General features: G+C 65.9%; 14 protein-coding genes. 11 read left to right on the plus strand and 3 right to left on the minus strand.

Annotation, left to right across the window (positions count from 1 at the left end; translation table 11 throughout):
• Positions 1–26: 26 nt before the first annotated feature.
• The gene (locus VOM14_RS07345; protein ID WP_327628047.1) at positions 27–1736 is read right to left on the minus strand and encodes a glutamine--tRNA ligase/YqeY domain fusion protein; all 1710 of its coding nucleotides are present in this window, start codon (positions 1734–1736) and stop codon (positions 27–29) included.
• Between the two features lie 597 nt (positions 1737–2333).
• On the opposite strand from VOM14_RS07345, the gene ggt reads away from it, so the two are divergent.
• Positions 2334–4118, plus strand: a complete 1785-nt coding sequence (ggt, locus tag VOM14_RS07350) for a gamma-glutamyltransferase (protein ID WP_327628048.1) — start codon at positions 2334–2336, stop codon at positions 4116–4118.
• 25 nt (positions 4119–4143) lie between these two features.
• Positions 4144–4728 (plus strand): RBBP9/YdeN family alpha/beta hydrolase, encoded by a 585-nt coding sequence (locus tag VOM14_RS07355; protein WP_327628049.1) that lies wholly within the window; start codon positions 4144–4146, stop codon positions 4726–4728.
• A gap of 84 nt (positions 4729–4812) precedes the next feature.
• Here the strand turns inward: VOM14_RS07355 and VOM14_RS07360 are convergent, their stop codons facing one another.
• The gene (locus tag VOM14_RS07360; RefSeq protein ID WP_327628050.1) at positions 4813–6033 is read right to left on the minus strand and encodes a CaiB/BaiF CoA transferase family protein; all 1221 of its coding nucleotides are present in this window, start codon (positions 6031–6033) and stop codon (positions 4813–4815) included.
• Positions 6034–6303: 270 nt separating this feature from the next.
• Between VOM14_RS07360 and alaS the strand changes: the two genes are divergently transcribed.
• Positions 6304–8928, plus strand: coding sequence for an alanine--tRNA ligase (gene alaS, locus VOM14_RS07365; RefSeq protein ID WP_327628051.1), 2625 nt, complete (start codon positions 6304–6306; stop codon positions 8926–8928).
• 155 nt (positions 8929–9083) lie between these two features.
• On the opposite strand, the gene VOM14_RS07370 is transcribed toward alaS, so the two are convergent.
• Entirely contained in the window at positions 9084–10001 is a 918-nt protein-coding gene (locus tag VOM14_RS07370; RefSeq protein WP_327628052.1) for a LysR family transcriptional regulator, read from the minus strand.
• Between the two features lie 128 nt (positions 10002–10129).
• Here VOM14_RS07370 and VOM14_RS07375 point away from each other — a divergent pair, with 128 nt between their 5' ends.
• The 8 genes from VOM14_RS07375 (at position 10130) to VOM14_RS07410 (ending at position 17854) form a co-directional block, all read left to right on the plus strand.
• On the plus strand, positions 10130–11737 hold the full coding sequence (locus tag VOM14_RS07375; protein ID WP_327628053.1) for a YbfB/YjiJ family MFS transporter: 1608 nt from the start codon (positions 10130–10132) through the stop codon (positions 11735–11737).
• 238 nt (positions 11738–11975) lie between these two features.
• Complete coding sequence (locus VOM14_RS07380; RefSeq protein WP_327628054.1) at positions 11976–13007, plus strand: threonine aldolase family protein; 1032 nt, start codon at positions 11976–11978, stop codon at positions 13005–13007.
• 86 nt (positions 13008–13093) lie between these two features.
• Positions 13094–13624, plus strand: coding sequence for an NUDIX domain-containing protein (locus tag VOM14_RS07385; RefSeq protein ID WP_327628055.1), 531 nt, complete (start codon positions 13094–13096; stop codon positions 13622–13624).
• A gap of 87 nt (positions 13625–13711) precedes the next feature.
• On the plus strand, positions 13712–14167 hold the full coding sequence (locus VOM14_RS07390) for an acyl-CoA thioesterase (RefSeq protein WP_327628056.1): 456 nt from the start codon (positions 13712–13714) through the stop codon (positions 14165–14167).
• Between the two features lie 4 nt (positions 14168–14171).
• Positions 14172–15110, plus strand: coding sequence for a branched-chain amino acid ABC transporter permease (locus VOM14_RS07395; protein WP_327628057.1), 939 nt, complete (start codon positions 14172–14174; stop codon positions 15108–15110).
• The gene (locus VOM14_RS07400) at positions 15103–16395 is read left to right on the plus strand and encodes a branched-chain amino acid ABC transporter permease (RefSeq protein WP_442955521.1); all 1293 of its coding nucleotides are present in this window, start codon (positions 15103–15105) and stop codon (positions 16393–16395) included. Before VOM14_RS07395 ends, VOM14_RS07400 begins: the two co-directional genes overlap by 8 nt.
• Positions 16392–17144 (plus strand): ABC transporter ATP-binding protein, encoded by a 753-nt coding sequence (locus VOM14_RS07405; protein ID WP_327628058.1) that lies wholly within the window; start codon positions 16392–16394, stop codon positions 17142–17144. Before VOM14_RS07400 ends, VOM14_RS07405 begins: the two co-directional genes overlap by 4 nt.
• Positions 17141–17854 (plus strand): ABC transporter ATP-binding protein, encoded by a 714-nt coding sequence (locus VOM14_RS07410; RefSeq protein WP_327628059.1) that lies wholly within the window; start codon positions 17141–17143, stop codon positions 17852–17854. Before VOM14_RS07405 ends, VOM14_RS07410 begins: the two co-directional genes overlap by 4 nt.
• Positions 17855–18093 lie beyond the last annotated feature (239 nt).

Raw genomic sequence — 18093 nt, forward strand, 5'->3', positions numbered from 1 at the left:
CGCGCTCAAGCCCGAGCCACGCCTGCTTACGCAGGCTTGCCCCAGCTGTCGCGCAGGCTGACGATCCGGTTGAACACAGGCTTGCCCGGCCTGGAATCGACGCGGTCGGCGACGAAGTAGCCGTGACGCTCGAACTGATAGCGCTGTTCCGGCAGCGCGCCGTGCGCGCCCGGTTCCAGGTACGCGTGAACCACGCGCTTCGAGTCGGGGTTCAGCGCTTCGAGGAAATCGCGGCCGCCGGCGTCCGGTTGCGGCTCCTTGAACAGACGATCGTAGATGCGCACTTCGGCCGGGCAGGCGGCGGCCGCGCTGACCCAGTGAATGTTGCCCTTGACCTTGTAGCTGTTCGCGCCTTCGGTGCCCGACTTGCTGTCCGGGAAGTAGTTGCAATGCACCGCGACGACGTTGCCGTTTTCGTCCTTCTCCGCGCCCGTGCATTCGATCACATAGCCGTAGCGCAGGCGCACCTTGTTGCCCGGAAACAGGCGGAAATAGCCCTTCGGCGGCGTTTCCGTGAAGTCCTCGCGCTCGATCCACAACTCACGCGAAATCGGAAACTCGCGCACGCCCTGTTCCGGATGATGCGGATGGACCGGCGCACTGCACGGCTCGGTGAGGCCTTCCGGGAAGTTGTCGATGACGAGCTTCAGCGGATCGAGCACGGCGGCGATACGCGGCGCCTTTTCGTCGAGATCGTCGCGCAGCGCGCCTTCGAACACGCTCATGTCGATCCACGAATCGACCTTCGTCACGCCGATGCGCTCGCAGAAAAGCTGGATCGACTCGGGCGTGAAGCCGCGCCGGCGCACGCCGACGATGGTCGGCATACGCGGGTCGTCCCAGCCTTCCACGTGGCCTTCGGTCACCAGTTGCAGCAGCTTGCGCTTGCTCGTGATCGCGTACGTGAGGTTCAGGCGCGAAAACTCGATTTGTTGCGGCAGCGGGCGCGTGAAAATGCCGGCGTCGGCGAGCTCGTTCAGAATCCAGTCGTAGAGCGGACGGTGGTCTTCGAATTCGAGCGTGCACAGCGAATGCGTGATGTTTTCCAGCGCGTCCGAGATGCAGTGCGTGTAGTCGTACATCGGGTACACGCACCATTTATCGCCGGTACGGTAGTGATGCGCGAAGCGGATGCGGTACAGCACCGGGTCGCGCATGTTGAAGTTCGGCGACGACATGTCGATCTTCGCGCGCAGCACATGATCGCCTTCCTTGAACTCGCCGGCCTTCATGCGGCGGAACAGGTCGAGATTGTCCTGCACCGAACGTTCGCGGAACGGCGAGGGCGTGCCGACTTCGGTGGCCGAGCCGCGGTTCGCGCGCATTTCTTCCGCCGACTGGCTGTCCACGTAGGCCTTGCCGCGCTCGATCAGCAGTTCGGCGAATTCGTAGAGTTTGTCGTAGTAGTCGCTCGCGTAGTAGAGCTGCTCGTTGCCGTCTTTTTCCCACTCGAAGCCGAGCCAGCGCACGGCGTCGACGATCGAGTCGACGTACTCGACGCTTTCCTTTTCCGGGTTGGTGTCGTCGAAGCGCAGATGGCACACGCCGCCATAGCTGCGCGCCACGCCGAAATTCAGGCAGATGCTTTTCGCGTGACCGATGTGCAGATAGCCGTTCGGCTCGGGTGGAAAGCGCGTTTCGACGCGCTGGCTCCATTTGCCGGTGCGGTTGTCGTCGTCGATGATGTTGCGGATGAAATTGGATGCCGCTGGCGCGTCGTTGCGTTCGGTATTCATGCGAGATGGTGAAAGTCTGTCGGGGGCGCGCAATGCACCCACTTATCCGACAATTCTACCTGACGAGGCTGGATGCGGCAGACGGCCGGCGCGGATAAGCCGTTTTGACGAGGGTTTCGCGGTTGATTGAAGGCGGTTGGGTGGTGGTTCGGCGCGGGTTCGGCACTGGCTCAATGGCTGCGGCCTGCTGTAACAGGAGGTAAAACGGTTTGTTGGGGCGCCGCGAGGCGACTTAGCATCCGGGCGGCGCGGGTTTTATGCGCATGTTCTCGTGCGGATGGGTCTCATACGGATGGGTCTCATACGGATGTATCAGGCCATCGCGCTATTGCCGGAAGGCTGGCGCGTTGCGCGACGCTTTCCTAACCCGCGGGGGTTCATCCGGGGTAATACCGTTGCAATGCCGGTTGCCGCCTGCCGGTTGCACCGTGATCGCGAAGGCCCATGCGCGCGCTTTTCGCCGCAGCCGTGCGCGCAAGTCGCCTCGCCGCTCGCCGCCTTGCACGAAAGATCGCCGTTCGTGCAACATGGCTTCCTCGGTTGTCCCATGTTGCCTTCAATGGCCCTCTGTGGCCCTCAGTTGCCGGAGTTTCTCGGATGCCAGTCCCGACCCACGGCGCGCCTCGCGCGCCTTTCGCCTCCACCGCCTGGGTCTTCACCCCTTCGGCCTTCAGCCCGCTCGCGCGGATCGTCCGCGCCACGGCGCTGTTCGCAACGTTGGGGGCGAGCGTCGTCGCGCCGGCTCCCGCGCTCGCGAAGACGCCGCCGCCCAAAGCCGTGTTCGATGCCTCCGCGGTAGCCGCGCCGGATCGCTACAGCGCCGACGCCGCGCAGCAGATATTCGCCGCCGGCGGCAACGCGGTGGATGCCGCCGTGGCCATCGCCTTCACACTCGCCGTGACGCGGCCAGACGCCGGGAACCTCGGCGGCGGCGGGTTCATGACGCTATTCGTGGACGGCAAGCCATATTTCCTCGACTACCGCGAGCGCGCGCCGCAACAGGCGACCCGCGACATGTATCTCGACGACAAGGGCAACGCCGTGTCGGGTATGAGCGTGGTCGGCCATCGGGCGGTGGCCGTGCCGGGCACCGTCGACGGAATGTGGCGGGCGCAGCAGCGTTTCGGCAAGCTCAAATGGAAGCAGGTGCTCGCGCCCGCGATCCATTACGCGACCGAGGGGTTTCAGGTCGAGCCGTGGCTTTCGCAGCGGCGTGACGCAACGGCGAAGAATTTCGCCGGCAAGACCAATTTCGATGCCTATTTCTCGAACCTGAAAGCGGGCACGACGTACCGTCAGCCCGAGCTTGCGCAGACCCTCGCGCGTATTGCAAGCGACGGCGGCCGCGAGTTCTACGAGGGGCGCACCGCCGATCTGATCGCGCAACAGATGTACGGGCACGGTCTCGTCACGAAGGCCGACCTGCAGCAGTACAAGGCCGTGTGGCGCCAGCCGCTCGCGGCGAACTGGAACGGCTATCAGGTGCTCACCGCGCCGCCGCCGAGTTCCGGCGGCGTCGGGCTCATCCAGATGCTGAAAATGAAGGCGGATCTGAAACCGGCTTTCGACGGCGTCGAACTGAATTCCGCGCCGTACATCCATTTGATCGCGCAGATCGAAGACCGCGTGTTCGCCGACCGGCAGCAATATCTGGGCGACCCGGACGCGTCGAAACTGCCCGTGAGCAAACTGCTCGACGACACGTACCTCGCCGGGCGCGCCGCCGACATCAAGCCTGACGAAGCGCCAGGCGCGACGCCCGTCAAACCCGGTCTCGGCGAAGCGTCGCCTGAAAAGGCGCAGACCACGCATTTCTCCGTGGTGGACAAATGGGGCAACGCGGTCTCGAACACGACGACGCTCGACGGCGAATTCGGCTCGGGTGTGGTGGTGGACGGCGCCGGCTTCCTGCTGAACGATGCGATGGACGACTTCGTGACGAAGCCTGCCGCCGCGAGTCAGCCGGGCGCGGGCGGCGCCGACCTGAACACGGTGTCGCCCGGCCGCCGCCCGCTTTCGTCGATGACGCCGACTATCGTGCTGAAGGACGACAAGGTCTCGCTCGTCATCGGCACGCCGGGCGGTTCTCGTATCCTGACGTCGATCTTCCAGGTCATGACGGATCTGCAGGACTTCAACATGACGCCCGCCGACGCGCTCGCCGCGATGCGGTTCCACCATCAGTTGCTGCCGCAGAAGACGATTTACTTCGAGCCGTACCGGCCCATCGCGGGCGAGCTCGCGCAGCAATTGCAAGCCCTCGGCTACACGGTGGAGGGGCAGTCGTTCAACGGCGATGTGCAGATGATCCGCATCGAGGGCGCGACGCCCGAGCCGGCAGCCGATCCGCGCGGCATGGGCGTTGCGCGAGTGGTGCGTTGACGCGCGCCGCGACGGGACCGCAGTAATGAACGGAAAAACACCGACCTCGCCCGAGCACGTGCCGGCGAATGTTCTGATACTGCCGGGCTATCAGAATTCCGGCGCGGGACATTGGCAAACTCGCTGGGAAGCGCTTGACCCGGCATGCACGCGCGTGCGGATGCCTGATTGGAATCGCCCCGCGCGCGACGCCTGGTGCCGTACGCTGGACGCCGCGGTAGCCGCCGCACGCGGGCCCATCGTTTTCGCCGCTCACAGCCTGGGCTGCCTGACCACGGCGTTCTGGGCCACGCAGTATGCGAGCGCCGCGCAGCTCGCGAAGATCGCGGGCGCGCTGCTGGTGGCCGTGCCTGATCCCGCAGAGCCGCACTTTCCACTCGATGCGAGCGGCTTCGCGCCCGTAACTCTCGAATGCTTGCCGTTCGCGAGCATGGTCGTGGCGAGCACCGACGACCCCTACGGCGGCGTGCCGTTCTCGCAAGCCTGCGCGAGCGCCTGGGGGAGCCGCTGGATCGGCGTCGGCCCGCGCGGGCACATCAATGCCGACAGCGGTCTCGGCGACTGGGACGAGGCGCGCGGCTGGCTCGCCGCGCTCGCCACGTCAGCCTGAAGAAGAGGGCGCACGGCGAGGGCGCACGGCAGGAAACCGGCGTCTCGCCCTCGCGCTGAGATTCACTTCGCTCAACAACTCCGCTCAGATCACCGATTGCCGGCGCAACGCCGCGATCCGCTCATCGTCGTAAGCGAGCACGTCGCGCAGGACGCTTTCAGTGTGCTCGCCAAGCGTGGGCGGATGAGTCAGCGCCTCCGGCGGCGTGGCCGTCATGTTGATCGGATTGCGCACCAGCTTGACGGTGCCGCCTGACGGATGCGGCAGGTTCACCTGCATGCCGCGCGCCACCACCTGCTCGTTTTCAAACACTTCTCCAAGGTCGTTGATCGGCCCGCACGGCACGCCCGCGCCTTCCAGCGCCGCGATCCACTGCTGCTTGCCCTGCAAACGAACCATTTCCGCGAGGATGGGCACCAGCACGTCGCGATGCCTCACGCGCGCCGGATTGGTCGCGAAACGCTCGTCCAGGGCGAGTTCGGGGCGGCCGCCCACCTCGACGAACTTGCGGAACTGACCGTCGTTGCCCACCGCGACGATGATCCAGCCGTCGCTTGTCTGGAAGGTCTGGTACGGCACGATGTTCGGATGCGCGTTGCCCCAGCGCACCGGTGGCTGACCGCTCGCGAGGTAGTTCGAATTCATGTTGGCGAGCATGGCGACCTGCACGTCGAGCAGCGCCATGTCGATGTACTGGCCTTCGCCCGTGCGGTCGCGGTGCGTGAGCGCGGTGAGCACGGCGATGGTCGAGTACATGCCGGTCATCAGGTCGGCGATCGCCACGCCGGCCTTTTGCGGACCGCCGCCCGGCTGGCCTTCGCGCTCGCCGGTAATGCTCATGAAGCCGCCGATGCCTTGCACGATGAAGTCGTAGCCCGCGCGCTGCGCATACGGTCCGGTCTGCCCGAAGCCCGTAACCGAGCAATAGATCAGATCGGGCTTCACTTCCTTCAGCGACGCGTAATCGAGACCGTATTTCTTCAACTGCCCGACCTTGTAGTTCTCCAGCACCACGTCGCTTTGCGCGGCCAGTTCGCGAATGATCCGCTGGCCTTCGGGCGAGGCGATATCGAGCGTGACCGAGCGCTTGTTGCGATTCGCCGCCAGGTAGTACGCGGCCTCGCGCGTGTCCGCGCCTTCGGGCGTCTTGAGGTACGGAGGCCCCCAGTGACGCGTGTCGTCGCCCACTTCGGGGCGCTCGATCTTGATCACGTCGGCGCCGAAATCGGCAAGTGTTTGCGCGCACCACGGGCCGGCGAGCACGCGGGTGAGATCCAGCACGCGGATATGACTGAGAGCGCCCATATTGGTGAATGTCTCAAGATAATTGTTGAGTAGGCCATCTTAAGCGATTCCCGGATGCACACCCAGTCGGCCAAACATCATAGGACGAAGAGCGCATGTCCCGATATCGCGCTGGCCGGCCAAACCTGGCCGAATGGCCAACGAGGCCGCGGCGCTGCCGCGCGAGTGCGCCGATCCCGTATAATCAGTCGTTTAAGAAACAAACAGTTGGCGCATCTCACGATGCCGCCGGTAAAAGTCAGGAATAGTCAGGACCGTCCCCCGCACGCCATGAAAGCCGCCGAAATCCGCGAGAAATTCCTCAAGTTCTTCGAATCGAAGGGCCATACGATCGTTCGCTCGTCGAGCCTTGTGCCCGGCAACGACCCGACACTGCTCTTCACCAATTCGGGAATGGTGCAGTTCAAAGATGTGTTCCTCGGCGCGGAATCGCGTCCGTATTCGCGCGCCACGACCGCGCAGCGCAGCGTGCGCGCAGGCGGCAAGCACAACGACCTCGAAAACGTCGGCTACACCGCGCGTCACCATACGTTCTTCGAAATGCTGGGCAACTTCTCGTTCGGCGACTACTTCAAGCGCGACGCGATCCACTACGCGTGGGAATTGCTCACGGGCGTGTACCAGTTGCCGAAAGAGAAGCTGTGGGTCACCGTCTATCAGGAAGACGACGAAGCGCACGACATCTGGGCGAAGGAAGTGGGCGTGCCGGTCGAGCGCATTATCCGTATCGGCGACAACAAGGGCGCGCGCTACGCGTCGGACAACTTCTGGCAAATGGCCGACGTCGGCCCGTGCGGCCCGTGCTCCGAAATTTTCTACGACCACGGCCCGGACGTGTGGGGCGGCCCGCCGGGATCGCCTGAAGAAGACGGCGACCGCTATATCGAGATCTGGAATCTCGTGTTCATGCAATTCAGCCGCGACGCACAGGGCAACATGACGCCGCTGCCCAAGCAGTGCGTCGACACCGGCATGGGTCTCGAGCGTATCGCCGCGGTCCTGCAGCACGTGCACAGCAACTACGAGATCGACCTGTTCCAGGCGCTCATCAAGGCTGCCGCGCGCGAAACCGGCGTGAGCGATCTCACGAACAACTCGCTGAAGGTCATTGCAGACCATATCCGCGCCTGCTCGTTCCTGATCGTCGACGGCGTGATTCCGGGCAACGAAGGCCGCGGTTACGTGCTGCGCCGCATCGTGCGCCGCGCGATCCGTCACGGCTACAAGCTGGGCAAGAAGGGCTCGTTCTTCCATCGCATGGTGGCGGATCTCGTCGCGCAAATGGGCGGCGCCTATCCGGAACTGAAGGAAGCCGAGCAGCGTGTGACCGACGTGCTGCGTCAGGAAGAAGAGCGCTTTTTCGAGACCATCGAGCACGGCATGTCGATTCTCGAATCCGCGCTGGCCGATCTTGAAAAGAAGGGCGGCAAGACGCTCGACGGCGAACTCGCATTCAAGCTGCACGACACGTACGGCTTCCCGCTGGACCTGACGGCGGACGTGTGCCGTGAGCGCGAAGTCACGGTCGACGAATCCGCCTTCGACGAAGCCATGGCGCGTCAGCGCGAACAGGCGCGCGCGGCGGGCAAGTTCAAGATGGCGCAAGGCCTCGAATACTCGGGCGCGAAGACCACGTTCCACGGCTACGAAGAAATTGTCTTCGACGACGCGAAAGTGGTCGCGCTGTATGTGGACGGCGCGTCGGTGCAACAAGTCGCGCACGGCCAGCAGGCCGTGGTCGTGCTGGATCACACGCCGTTCTACGCGGAGTCGGGCGGCCAGGTCGGCGACCAAGGGCTGCTCGCGAACGCGAGCGTGCGCTTTTCGGTGGCCGACACGCTGAAGGTCCAGGCCGACGTGGTGGGTCATCACGGCACGCTGGAACAGGGCACGCTGAAAGTGGGCGACGTCGTGAAAGCGGAAATCGACGCGGTGCGCCGCGCCCGCACGGCCCGCAACCACTCGGCCACGCACCTGATGCATAAGGCGCTGCGCGAAGTGCTCGGTTCACACGTGCAGCAGAAGGGTTCGCTGGTCGATCCGGACAAGACGCGTTTCGACTTCGCGCACAACGCGCCCATGACGGACGAGCAGATTCGCCGCGTCGAAGAAATCGTCAATGCCGAAGTGCTGGCGAACGCGCCGGGCATCGTGCGCGTCATGCCATTCGACGAAGCAGTGAAGGGCGGCGCAATGGCGCTCTTCGGCGAAAAATACGGCGACGAAGTGCGCGTGCTCGACCTTGGCTTCTCGCGCGAATTGTGCGGCGGCACGCACGTGCACCGCACCGGCGACATCGGCCTGTTCAAGATCGTGATGGAAGGCGGCGTGGCGGCGGGCATTCGCCGCGTGGAAGCGATCACCGGCGACAACGCGGTGCGCTTCGTGCAGGATCTCGACGCGCGCATCAATGCTGCCGCGGCGGTGCTGAAGGCGCAGCCATCCGAACTGACGCAACGCATCACGCAAGTGCAGGATCAGGTCAAGCAGCTCGAGAAGGAGCTGAGCGCGCTCAAGTCGAAAATGGCGTCGAGCCAGGGCGACGAACTGGCGGGTCAGGCAATCGAAGTGGCTGGCGTGCAGGTTCTCGCCGCCACGCTCGAAGGCGCGGACGTCAAAACGCTGCGCGAAACGGTCGACAAACTCAAGGACAAGCTGAAGAGCGCGGCAATCGTGCTGGCTTCGGTCGAAGGCGGCAAGGTCAGCCTGATTGCCGGCGTGACGGCGGACGCAAGTAAGAAGGTCAAGGCGGGCGAGCTGGTCAACTTCGTCGCGCAGCAGGTGGGCGGCAAGGGCGGCGGCCGCCCGGATATGGCTCAGGCTGGCGGCACCGAACCGGCGAATCTGCCTGCGGCGCTTGCCGGCGTGAAGAGCTGGGTCGAAGCGCAGCTTTGATGGTTTTTTTGCCCGGCCTTAATGGCTAGCCGAAAGCCGGGCAGCAAGCTGCAACAGACTGACGAGGGCCACGCGGAACGCCAGGTTATCCGGCGCGACGCGTGGCCCGAAGTTTTTTCAGGCCTGATTTTTTTGTGCTGAATCCCTGGCCCGTTTCAAGCGACGGCGGCGCCTGCATCCACTTTGCTCGCCAAACCGTTCGCGTCATCGCTGGCAAGAAGGGTTTTTTTCAACGCATTGAGCGCCGACGAAAAATGCCCGCGCCGCCAGACGAGCAACGTTTCGACCATTCCGATGTCCGGCAACTCGTGAACCGCGATATTGCTCGCATCGGCTTGTAGTTCCAGCACCGATCGCGGCGCAACCGCCACGCCCGCGCCGGCGGCCACGCAAGCGACGATCGCGTGATACGAGCCCAACTCCAGCACCCGCGCCGGCCTCACGCCGTGCTCCAGATACCACTTTTCGATATAGGCGCGATACGAGCAGCCGCGTTCGAATGCCACGAGCGTCGATAGCGCGATGTCGCGCACTTCGCGAATAGGCCGATGCCCGCGCGGCGTCAGCATCACCAGTTCTTCCCTGAACACTGGCACGGTTTCGAACAGGTCGCCGAGCGTCGCGGGGTCCAGCGGCGTGGCAACCAGCGCGGCGTCCACTTCGAATTCGCGGACGCGCTCGATGAGCTTGCCGGTCGTTCCCGTTTCGAGTTCCAGCGCCACGTCAGGCCATTGCTGATGATATTGCGCGAGCAGGCCAGGGAGACGCGTGGCCGCGACGCTTTCCATCGTGCCCAGACGCAGGCGCCCGCTCGGACGATCCGCGCGGACTGCGTGGCGCGCTTCGTCGGCGAGAGCCAGCAGCCGTTCGGCGTAGGGCAGGAGCGTTTCGCCGGCGGGCGTCAGCACGAGACGACGCCCGTCACGGATAAAAAGGTCCGCGCCCAGTTGCTCCTCCAGTTGCTTGATACGCGTCGTCACGTTCGATTGCACGCGATTGAGCTTCGCAGCGGCGCGCGTCACGCCGTTTTCCCGCACGACGGCCCGAAAAATCGTCAAGGCGGCCAGATCCACGATTCTCTCCTCGCGATGGATAGTATCCAAATTATTCATTTTTCATGATTGAATCGTCAAGTTAATATGGGACTCCTGCCAATAAGGCATGGCTGACGCGCTCCCGCGTTTTTCTTTCGATACCGCTTATGAACGATTTCGCTTCCCAGACCCCATCGCTGTCGGCGGAGCCGAATGCCGCCCGGCGTGCCGCGCTCGCTTGCATGGTGACGCTGGCTGTTGCGCTCGGCGTGGGGCGCTTTGCCTTCACGCCGCTCCTGCCGCTGATGCTGCATGGCGGCGCGTTCGGTCAGCCGCCCATCGACATCCAGCATGGCGGCTGGCTCGCATCGTTCAATTACGCGGGCTACTTCGTCGGCGCGCTCACTTGCGCGGCGCTGCCTGTCGCGCCGGCGCGGATGGTGCGCTCGGGGCTCGTGCTGACTGTGCTGTTGACACTGGCGATGGGCGTCACGAGCCAGTTCTGGGTGTGGGCGGTGGTGCGGTTCGTCGCCGGGGCGGTCAGCGCGTGGACCTTCGTTTTCGCGTCGCAATGGGGCTTGCGGCGCTTGGCCGAGTTGCGCGCGCCCGCGTGGGGCGGCGTGATTTATACGGGGCCGGGCGTGGGCATCGTCGGAACCGGGCTGATGGTCAGCGCGGCGGGCGGTTACGGCGCCACGGCGGGATGGATCGGCTTCGGCCTGATCTCGCTGGTTCTGACGATTGTGGTCTGGCCGGCGTTCAGCGCGGCGTCTCGCGCCGGTGCCGCGCGGGTGGGCGCCAGATTGGACCGTTCTGGCCGCTCGGAGCCCTCGAGCCGTGAGGCGGCAGCAGAGTCTGCGAGCGAGAGCGTCGCGAGGACAGCAGCCGGAGTGCGGCAAGCCGGTGTTGGCGAAGAGGCCGGTCGAGCGCGGCACGTGGGTGTTGGCGAAGAGGCCGGTCGAGCGCGGCACGTGGGTGTTGGCGAAGAGGCCGGTCGAGCGCGGCACGTGGGTGTTGCTGAAGAGACTGGTCGAGCGCAGCACGTGGGCGTTGGCGAAGAGACCGGTCGAGCGCAGCATGCGGCCGCCGACCACGACACCGCTCGCCCACGCGCGCCGACCGGCTTCCGCACCCCGGACTCGGTCGCATCAAACAGTCAGCACGCGGCAACCGCCGGCGTCGCCCCGGCCGCGCATCGCGCCGACGCCTTCTGGCTCATCCTTTTATACGGCGTGCCCGGCTTCGGCTACATCATCACCGCGACGTTCTTGCCGGTGATCGCGCGTCATGCGTTGCCCGGCTCGCCGTGGCCCGATCTGTTCTGGCCGATGTTCGGCGCGGCGCTGATCGTCGGCGCTTTACTGGCTGCGCGCCTGCCGCTGCATTGGGACAATCGCCAGTTGCTGGCCGGCTGCTATGTGCTGCAGGCGTGCGGCATCGCGCTTGGCATCGTGTGGCCGACGGCGGGTGGATTTTCGCTCGGAAGCATTCTGATCGGAGTGCCGTTCACCGCGATCACGCTGTTCGCGATGCGCGAGGCGCGGCGTCTTCGCGGGGACGACGCCGCCGGTCTGATGGGTTATGCGACCGCCGCCTATGGTCTGGGTCAGATTGTCGGGCCGCTGGTGGCCGCGCCGATCGCCGCGCACACCGGCTCGTTTTCGCCGGCTTTGTGGCTCGCGGCTGGGGCGTTGTTGCTGGGCGCGGGCGGCCTCATCGCGGTCGCGCGGATGCCGCGCGGGCGAGGCCGCATGCCGGACTGCGGCTGCGGTTGAAGCGCTCGCCGAGATTGCGGCCAGATAGTCGCGGCGGGGCGCGGATCGTCAGGCGTCCACAACCCACCGCCCACAACCAACCGCCCACAACCAACCGCCCACAACCAACCATTCGCGAACCAATCAGCCGCGATCAACCCACCCCCAACACTCCTCCCAAACCCAATCCCGCCCCGGCGCACTAAAATGACCGCTTTCCGTCATCCTCGCGCGCCTGTCGCCGGCTGCGCCGCCCGTCATGCAACATTTCGCGTCCGACAACTACGCCGGCATCTGCCCCGAAGCGCTCGACGCGCTGATCGCCGCCAACAACAGCGGCCACGAGCCGGCCTACGGCGACGACTCGTGGACCAACCAGGTCTGCGACCGTCTGCGCGAACTGTTTCAGACCGACTGCGAAGTGTTCTTCGTCTTCAACGGCACGGCGGCTAATTCGCTCGCGCTCGCGTCGCTGTGCCAGTCGTACCACTCGGTCATCTGCCATGAACTCGCGCACATCGAAACCGACGAATGCGGCGGCCCGGAATTCTTCTCCGGCGGCTCCAAACTGCTGACGGCGAGCGGCATCGGCGGCAAGCTCACGCCCGATGCCATCGAGGCGGTCATCACGCGGCGCGCCGACATTCACTATCCAAAGCCCAAGGTCGTGACGCTCACGCAGTCCACGGAAGTCGGCACCGTCTATAGCGTCGAGGAAGTCCGGGCCATCGCGGACATCGCCGGGCGGCATCATCTGAAGGTGCATATGGACGGCGCGCGCTTCGCCAACGCGGTGGCCGCGCTCGACGTGCATCCGTCCGAGATCACGTGGCGCGCGGGCGTCGATGTGCTGTGTTTCGGCGGCACCAAGAACGGCTTGCCAGTGGGCGAGGCCGTGGTGTTCTTCGACCGCGCGCTCGCGGACGACTTCGCCTACCGTCTGAAGCAGGCTGGCCAGCTCGCGTCGAAAATGCGCTTCATCTCCGCGCCGTGGCTCGGGCTGCTCGATAACGACGTGTGGCTGCGCAACGCGCGTCACGCGAACGCGATGGCCCAACTGCTGCAAACGCGGTTGCAGGAAATTCCCGGCGTGAGCATCATGTTTCCGCGCGAATCGAACGCGGTTTTCGCGCAACTGCCCGCGCCAGCCGCGAAGGCCATGCGCGCGCGCGGCTGGAAGTTCTACGAGTTCATCGGCGCGGGCGGCTGCCGGCTGATGTGCGCGTGGGACACGCAACCGGAAACCGTCGAGCGTTTCGCGGCGGAAGTGCGCGAGCTTTGCGCGGCGTGAGAATCGCCGCCGCGATTCGAGGCGCGCGTTGCACGCACGGCACAGGCCGCTACACAGAAAAAAACAGACCTCACAAGCCACTCATCATGACCGACTACCGATTTTGCCCCCGCTGCGCGTCGCCGTTGACCGAGCGGGCCGACGCCGAGCATGAAGGCGGACGCATCCGCCAGACCTGCCCCGATGCCGGATGCGGCTACGTGCACTGGAACAATCCGCTGCCGGTGGTCGCGGCGATCGTCGAATACGAGGGCAAGATCCTGCTCGCGCGCAACGCCGCGTGGGCGGAGGGCGTGTTTGCGCTGATCACGGGCTTTCTCGAGAACGGCGAGACGCCGGAACAGGGCATTGCGCGCGAAGTGTGGGAAGAGACATCGCTGCGAGCGGAATCGGTGGAACTGATCGGCGTGTACGAATTCATCCGCAAGAACGAACTGATCATCGCGTATCACGTGAAGGCGCAGGGTGATATTTCGCTGTCGCCCGAGCTGCTCGAATACCGGCTCGTCGAGCCCGCCAAACTACGGCCCTGGCGCGCCGGCACCGGTCAGGCGCTCGGCGAATGGATGCGGCGGCGCGGCTTGCCGTTCGAGTTCGTCGACAAGCCGGGGCAGTGAGCCCAACCGCCAATGCAACCGTAACCGCTAACGCCAAAGCCAAAGCCAAAGCCGCCTGCCCACAGCCAACGCCCACCCCCCGCGCCCATGTCCAAACCCGTCACCACCGCACGAAGCGCCTACCCGCACTTCCTCATCATCCCCACGCGCTGGATGGACAACGACGTCTACGGTCACGTGAACAACGTCGTCTATTACAGCTACTTCGATACGGTGGTGAACGAGTATCTGATCCGCAACGGCGTGCTCGATTTCGAGCGCGGCGCGACCATCGGCCTCGTGGTCGAGACGCACTGCAATTACTTCGCGCCGCTCGTGTTTCCCGATCGTGTCGAAGCGGGCTTGCGCGTGACGCGGCTCGGCACGTCGAGCGTGCGCTATGAAGTCGGCCTGTTCCGCGAAGGCGACGAAGAGGCCGCCGCGCAAGGCCATTTCGTGCATGTCTACGTGGACCGCGTGACGCGCCGTCCGGTGAGCCTGCCCGACGCGCTGCGCGCGGCGCTCGAACCGATCGTCGCCGTCACGGATCAGACCGCGGACTAGCCACGTGCAGTCGTTCGTCATCAATCTGCTCAACGGAATCAGCTACGGCCTGCTGCTCTTCATGCTGTCGGCGGGTCTGACGCTGATCTTCAGCATGCTCGGCGTGCTCAATTTCGCGCACGCGAGTTTCTATATGCTCGGCGCTTACATCGGCTATTCGGTGGCGGCGCGCGCCGGGTTCTGGAGCGCGCTCGTGATCGCGCCGCTCGTCGTCGGCATGGTCGGCGCGGCGCTGGAGCGCTGGCTGTTGCGCCGTGTCCGCAGCCACGGGCATCTCGCGGAATTGCTGCTGACCTTCGGCGCTGCCTATGTGCTCGGCGAACTCGTCAAGCTCGGCTGGGGCTTGAGTCCGCTCGGCGCGAGCGTGCCGGCCGCGCTCGACGGTCCGCTCTTCACGCTGTACGGCGCGGCCTTCGCGCGTTATCGCGCGTTCATGATGGCGGTGTCGCTCGCGATGCTCGCGTTGCTGTACGCGGTGCTGCGCGTGTCGAAGGCAGGCTTGATCGTGCGCGCGGCGCTCACGCACGCGAGCGCCGTCGAAGCGCTCGGCCACAACGTGCCGCGCGTCTTCACCGGCGTGTTCGCGGCGGGCACCGCGCTCGCCGCGCTGGCCGGCGTGATCGGCGCGCCGCTTGCCGTGATCGAACCGGCGATGGCCGATTCACTCGGCTCGATCGTGTTCGTCGTCGTCGTGATCGGCGGGCTGGGTTCGCTCGGCGGCGCGCTGGTGGCGTCGCTGCTGATCGGCTGCGTACAGACGCTGGCCGTCGCGAGCGACGTCTCGCTCGGCGATCTGCTCGCCGCGTTCGACACCTCGCTGCCCCGTCAATGGGAAGCGCTGACGCTCGCGCAACTGGCGCCGCTGATTCCGTATCTGCTGCTCGTCGCCATGCTGGCGCTGCGCCCGCAAGGACTGTTTGGCCGGCGCGACGACCATGCGTGACCTGTTCAAGCCGGCGGCCGTGCCGCTTTCCCGCGCGGCGCTCGCGCCGCCGCCGCGCGCGTGGTGGCGTGTGCTCGCGCCGTGGCTCGCGCTGATGCTGCTGCTGGGCGCGCCGCCTTTCGTGTGGCGTCAGAGCTGGTTGCTCGCGTACCTCGCGCAGACCGCCACGATGATTGTCTTCGCGCTCTCCTACAACCTGCTGCTCGGCGAAGCCGGGCTGCTGTCGTTCGGGCACGCCGCGTATTCCGGTCTCGGCGGGCTGATCGCGGCGCACGTGTTCAATCACGTTGGCGTGCCGCTCGTGCTGCTGCCGCTGATCGGCGGAGCGGGCGCTGCCGCGTGCGGGGCGCTGCTCGGCTTCATCTCGACGCGCCGCGCCGGCACCGCCTTCGCGATGATCACGCTCGGCATCGGCGAACTCGTGGCGGCGGCCGCGTGGACCTTGCCCGAGTGGTTCGGCGGCGAGGCGGGTATCGCGATCGACCGGACGAGCGGCCCCTTGCTCGCCCACTGGACTTTCGGCCCCGCGCGCGAGGCTTACGCGCTGATCGCGCTGTGGTGTGTGCTCGCGAGCGCGGCGATGTTCGCGTTGTCGCGCACGCCGTTCATGCGCCTCGCCAACGCCGTGCGCGACAACCCGGCGCGCGCCGCGGCCATCGGCTGCTATCCGCGCCGGATTCGCTACGGCGTCGTCGTGCTGTCGGCGTTTTTTGCGGGCGTCGCGGGCACGCTCGCGCTGATCAACGTGGAGCTGGTATCGACCGAAAGCGTGGGCATGGTGCGCTCGGGCTCGGTGCTGATCGCCACGGTGATCGGCGGCACAAGCGCTTTTTTCGGGCCGGTCATCGGCGCGATCATGCTGACGTTTTTCAGCGTCGCGGTGGCCAGCGTCACGCGCGCGTGGCTGTTCTATCTGGGGCTGTTCTTTATCGCCGTGGTGGTGGCCTCGCCCGATGGACTCGCCGGCTTCGTGCAGCGGCACACGGCGCGGGTGGCGCGGTACGGCGTTCATCAGTGCCGCGCCGTCTATGTGTGCGGCGCAGGCGCGATCCTGTTGTGGAGCGCCGCTGTCGTGCTCGCGGTGCAGTGGGCCTATGCCGCGCAATTCGGCGCGGACGAGGGCGCCGCCGTGCCGTGGCTGATTTTGTCGCCGCCGTGGCGGCTCGGCGTCGCGGTGCTGCTGCTCGCCGCGTCCGGAACGCTCGCGGCTTTCCATGCAGCTCGCGCGCAGACGCGTCTCACGGCGCGCACCCGCGCGCAGGCGCACGCCGGAGATACGCGATGATCCCGGCTCTCGCGCTCACCGGCGTCGAAAAGCGCTTTGGCGCCACGCAGATTCTGCGCGGCGTGAATCTCGCGATTCAACCCGGCGAGCGTCACGCGCTGATCGGCCCGAACGGCGCGGGCAAATCGACGCTTTTCAATCTGATTGCCGGCGGCACGCGGCCCAACGCGGGCCGGGTTCATCTGTTCGGCGCGGACATCACGCGGCTCGCGCCTGCGGCGATCACGCGCCGCGGCCTCGCGCGCAGTTTCCAGAGCACGAGCGTGTTCGCGCGCCTGAGCGTGGCCGACAATCTGCGCTGTGCCGCGATGCTCGCCGAGCGTGACCGTACGCGCTGGTGGCAACGCTTCATCGGGTCGTCCACGGTCGATATGCGCGCCTCGGAAGTGCTCGAAGCCGTCGGCCTCGGCGCGCGCGCTCATGTGCAGGCGGGCGCGCTCAGCTATGCCGAGCAGCGCGCGCTCGACCTCGGCATCGCGCTCGCGGGCGGCGCGCACACCTTGTTGCTCGACGAGCCGACTGCCGGCATGAACCGCGCCGAAGCGGCGCGCGCCATCGAGCTGATTCGCGCGACCACGGCAGGCCGCACGCTGCTGATGGTCGAGCACGACATGGACGCGGTCTTCGCGATTGCCGATCGTATTTCGGTGCTGGTGCAAGGGCGCATTATCGCGAGCGGCACGCCCGCCGCGATCCGCGCCGACGCCGCGGTGCGCGCCGCGTATCTCGGCGAAGGTTTCGACGCATGACGCCCTTGCTCGACATTCGCGCACTGAACGCGTGGTACGGCGCGAGCCACGCGCTGCGCGGCGTGAATCTGCAGATCGGCGCGGGCGAAGTGCTCGCGCTCGTCGGACGCAATGGTTCGGGGCGCTCCACGCTGGCTCGCGCGATCATGGGCCTCGTGCAACGCGAAGGCGAGTTGCGCTTCGCGGGCCGCTCGCTTGGCGGGCTGCGCACGTTTGAAATCGCGCGGCTCGGCATCGGCTATGTGCCCGAGCATCGCGATGTGTTCCCCACGCTGAGCGTCGCCGAAAATCTGCAGCTCGGCGTGGCGCCGTTCGCGCGCGGGCGCACCGCGCGCTTTTCCATCGACGACGCGTACGTGCAGTTCCCCGTGCTGCGCGAACGCAGGCGCACACGCGCAAGCGCGCTGTCGGGCGGTGAGCAGCAGATGCTGGCGCTCGCCCGCGCGCTGCTCGGCGATCCCGATCTGCTCGTGATCGACGAACCCGGCGAAGGTCTCGCGAGTCTCGTGATGCAGCAGGTCGCGCACTGTCTGCGCGAGCTGCGCGATCGCGGCATGGCGATGCTGCTGATCGAACAGCGCCTTGTGATCGCGCAGGATATCGCGAGCCGCGTCGCCGTCATGGGGCATGGCGAGATCGTGTTCGACGGCGAACTCCACACGTTCATGCAGCGCACCGACGTGATGCGCGAATGGCTCGGCATAGGCTGAGCTTTTCTGCATTCGAAAGCGACGGCCGCGCGGCGCTCGAAACAGCGCTTCGAGTAGCGTTTGAATCTCCCTTCGCACCGCGCCGCTCGTGCCCGACACATGCGGTTTTCCGCCAGCACGTCGCCGCGTTTAAAACGCCGGGTCGTTTGGTGAATCTCCTCCATGAATCTTGTCGGCAGCACGCCAACAAATGCTGACAATCAGGTCGAAGACGCGCGGCGTCCGCGCACGGCGGCGAG

This window comes from Paraburkholderia sp. MPAMCS5 (assembly GCF_036016995.1).
In the GTDB taxonomy this organism is placed as follows: domain Bacteria; phylum Pseudomonadota; class Gammaproteobacteria; order Burkholderiales; family Burkholderiaceae; genus Paraburkholderia.

Bases quoted from the DNA above. Each gene is read 5' to 3' on its own strand.
- VOM14_RS07345 (WP_327628047.1), bottom strand. From the start codon at position 1,736: ATGAATACCGAACGCAACGACGCGCCAGCGGCATCCAATTTCATCCGC.
- ggt (WP_327628048.1), top strand. From the start codon at position 2,334: ATGCCAGTCCCGACCCACGGCGCGCCTCGCGCGCCTTTCGCCTCCACC.
- VOM14_RS07355 (WP_327628049.1), top strand. From the start codon at position 4,144: ATGAACGGAAAAACACCGACCTCGCCCGAGCACGTGCCGGCGAATGTT.
- VOM14_RS07360 (WP_327628050.1), bottom strand. From the start codon at position 6,033: ATGGGCGCTCTCAGTCATATCCGCGTGCTGGATCTCACCCGCGTGCTC.
- alaS (WP_327628051.1), top strand. From the start codon at position 6,304: ATGAAAGCCGCCGAAATCCGCGAGAAATTCCTCAAGTTCTTCGAATCG.
- VOM14_RS07375 (WP_327628053.1), top strand. From the start codon at position 10,130: ATGAACGATTTCGCTTCCCAGACCCCATCGCTGTCGGCGGAGCCGAAT.
- VOM14_RS07380 (WP_327628054.1), top strand. From the start codon at position 11,976: ATGCAACATTTCGCGTCCGACAACTACGCCGGCATCTGCCCCGAAGCG.
- VOM14_RS07385 (WP_327628055.1), top strand. From the start codon at position 13,094: ATGACCGACTACCGATTTTGCCCCCGCTGCGCGTCGCCGTTGACCGAG.
- VOM14_RS07390 (WP_327628056.1), top strand. From the start codon at position 13,712: ATGTCCAAACCCGTCACCACCGCACGAAGCGCCTACCCGCACTTCCTC.
- VOM14_RS07400 (WP_442955521.1), top strand. From the start codon at position 15,103: ATGCGTGACCTGTTCAAGCCGGCGGCCGTGCCGCTTTCCCGCGCGGCG.
- VOM14_RS07405 (WP_327628058.1), top strand. From the start codon at position 16,392: ATGATCCCGGCTCTCGCGCTCACCGGCGTCGAAAAGCGCTTTGGCGCC.
- VOM14_RS07410 (WP_327628059.1), top strand. From the start codon at position 17,141: ATGACGCCCTTGCTCGACATTCGCGCACTGAACGCGTGGTACGGCGCG.